General features: G+C 29.9%; 2 protein-coding genes. Both read right to left on the bottom strand.

Features of this window, described 5'->3' with window-relative positions; all coding sequences use genetic code 11:
• Positions 1 to 34 precede the first annotated feature (34 nt).
• The gene (locus tag GGR97_RS15190) at positions 35 to 865 is read right to left on the bottom strand and encodes an IS3 family transposase (RefSeq protein ID WP_317165761.1); all 831 of its coding nucleotides are present in this window, start codon (positions 863 to 865) and stop codon (positions 35 to 37) included.
• A 2-nt stretch (positions 866 to 867) separates the two neighbouring features.
• Complete coding sequence (locus GGR97_RS15185) at positions 868 to 1377, bottom strand: helix-turn-helix domain-containing protein (RefSeq protein WP_167899377.1); 510 nt, start codon at positions 1375 to 1377, stop codon at positions 868 to 870.
• Between the last annotated feature and the right edge of the window lie 45 nt (positions 1378 to 1422).

The following is a 1422-nucleotide window of genomic DNA, read 5'->3' as shown; positions in this document are numbered from 1 at the left end:
TGGACAGCCCCCAAAAAGTTGGACGGTTAAAAAATTAATTATTGATATGAGCTCGATATTTTATCGGGCTCATTCCATTTAAAGCTAATGATATTCTATCATTATTATAATAGCAAATATATTCATTAATTTCCTTTTCTAATTGCTCAATCGAGTTCCATTGTTTTAGATAAAACAGCTCAGATTTTAAAGTTCCAAAGAAATTTTCAATAATAGCATTATCTAAACAATTCCCTTTTCTAGACATACTTTGAATCATCTTGTTCTTTTTTAAGATATTCTGATATTTTTCCATTTGATATTGCCATCCTTGATCCGAATGTAATAACACATTTGCTGCTTTATACTTTTTAAAAGCTTTCCCCAGCATTTGAGTTATTTGTCTAAAATTAGGACTCCTAGAAATTTGATAACTAATGATTTCTCTACTACATAAATCAATAATTGGAGACAAATAAAGTTTTTGACCTTTAACTTTAAACTCTGTAATATCTGTAGCCCATTTTTGATTGGTTTTAGAAGCCTTAAAATTCCGTTTAAGTATATTGGGAGCTATTTTACCTTGACCTCCTCTGTAAGAACGATACTTTTTAACTCTAATCAAAGATTTTAACCCTATGGACTTCATTAGTCTTAATACTGTTTTATGATTAATGATAATCCCTCTGTTGTTTAGTACTAAAGTGATTCTTCTATAACCATACCTACCTTTGTGTTGATGGTAGATTTGAGTAATAAACCTTTTTATAAATTCATATTTATCAGGCTCTTTACTTTTTTGTAAATGATAATAAAAACTACTTCTAGCCATCTTTGCATGATGTAACAATACTGACAAATCATGCTTATGCCTTAACTCATTTATGACTATTGCTTTTTCTCTCTGGCTTGAGCTAAGGCTTGTAACTTTTTTAGCAAATCAAGTTCTGCTTTTAAAGATTGATTCTCTTTTAAAAGCTTTTCTTCTCTAGTTAATGGTATAGATTTATTTTTTCTAGACTTGGATTTCATTCCGATAGGTCTTCCTTTAGGTTGATTTTTAAGACCTTTCAAACCTAAGGATTTATATCTTCTTTGCCAATTAATAATACTAGCACCACTTCCAATATCAAATAGAATACATGCTTGCTCTAACGAAAGATGTTCTTTTTCTATTCGTTGTAAAACATCAAGTTTAAATGATGGTGTATATTGTTTATTTATCTTTGGTAACAAACCTTGAACTCCTTTGTGTTCATATTGCCTACACCAAAGAGAAAGAAGAGAACTATCAAAACCTAGCTCTTTACTCAAACTAGTAATAGAGCGTTCTCCTTTAAGAACTAACTTCACACATTCTTGTTTAAAGTCTAATGTGTATTTTACTTTTCTAGACATAAAAATACCCCCAAATTGTGTCTAACATTTTGGGGGCACTCTATT

The organism is Wenyingzhuangia aestuarii (assembly GCF_011927765.1).
Classification (GTDB): Bacteria; Bacteroidota; Bacteroidia; order Flavobacteriales; family Flavobacteriaceae; genus Wenyingzhuangia; species Wenyingzhuangia aestuarii.
This window is presented reverse-complemented; position numbering and strand designations above follow the sequence as displayed.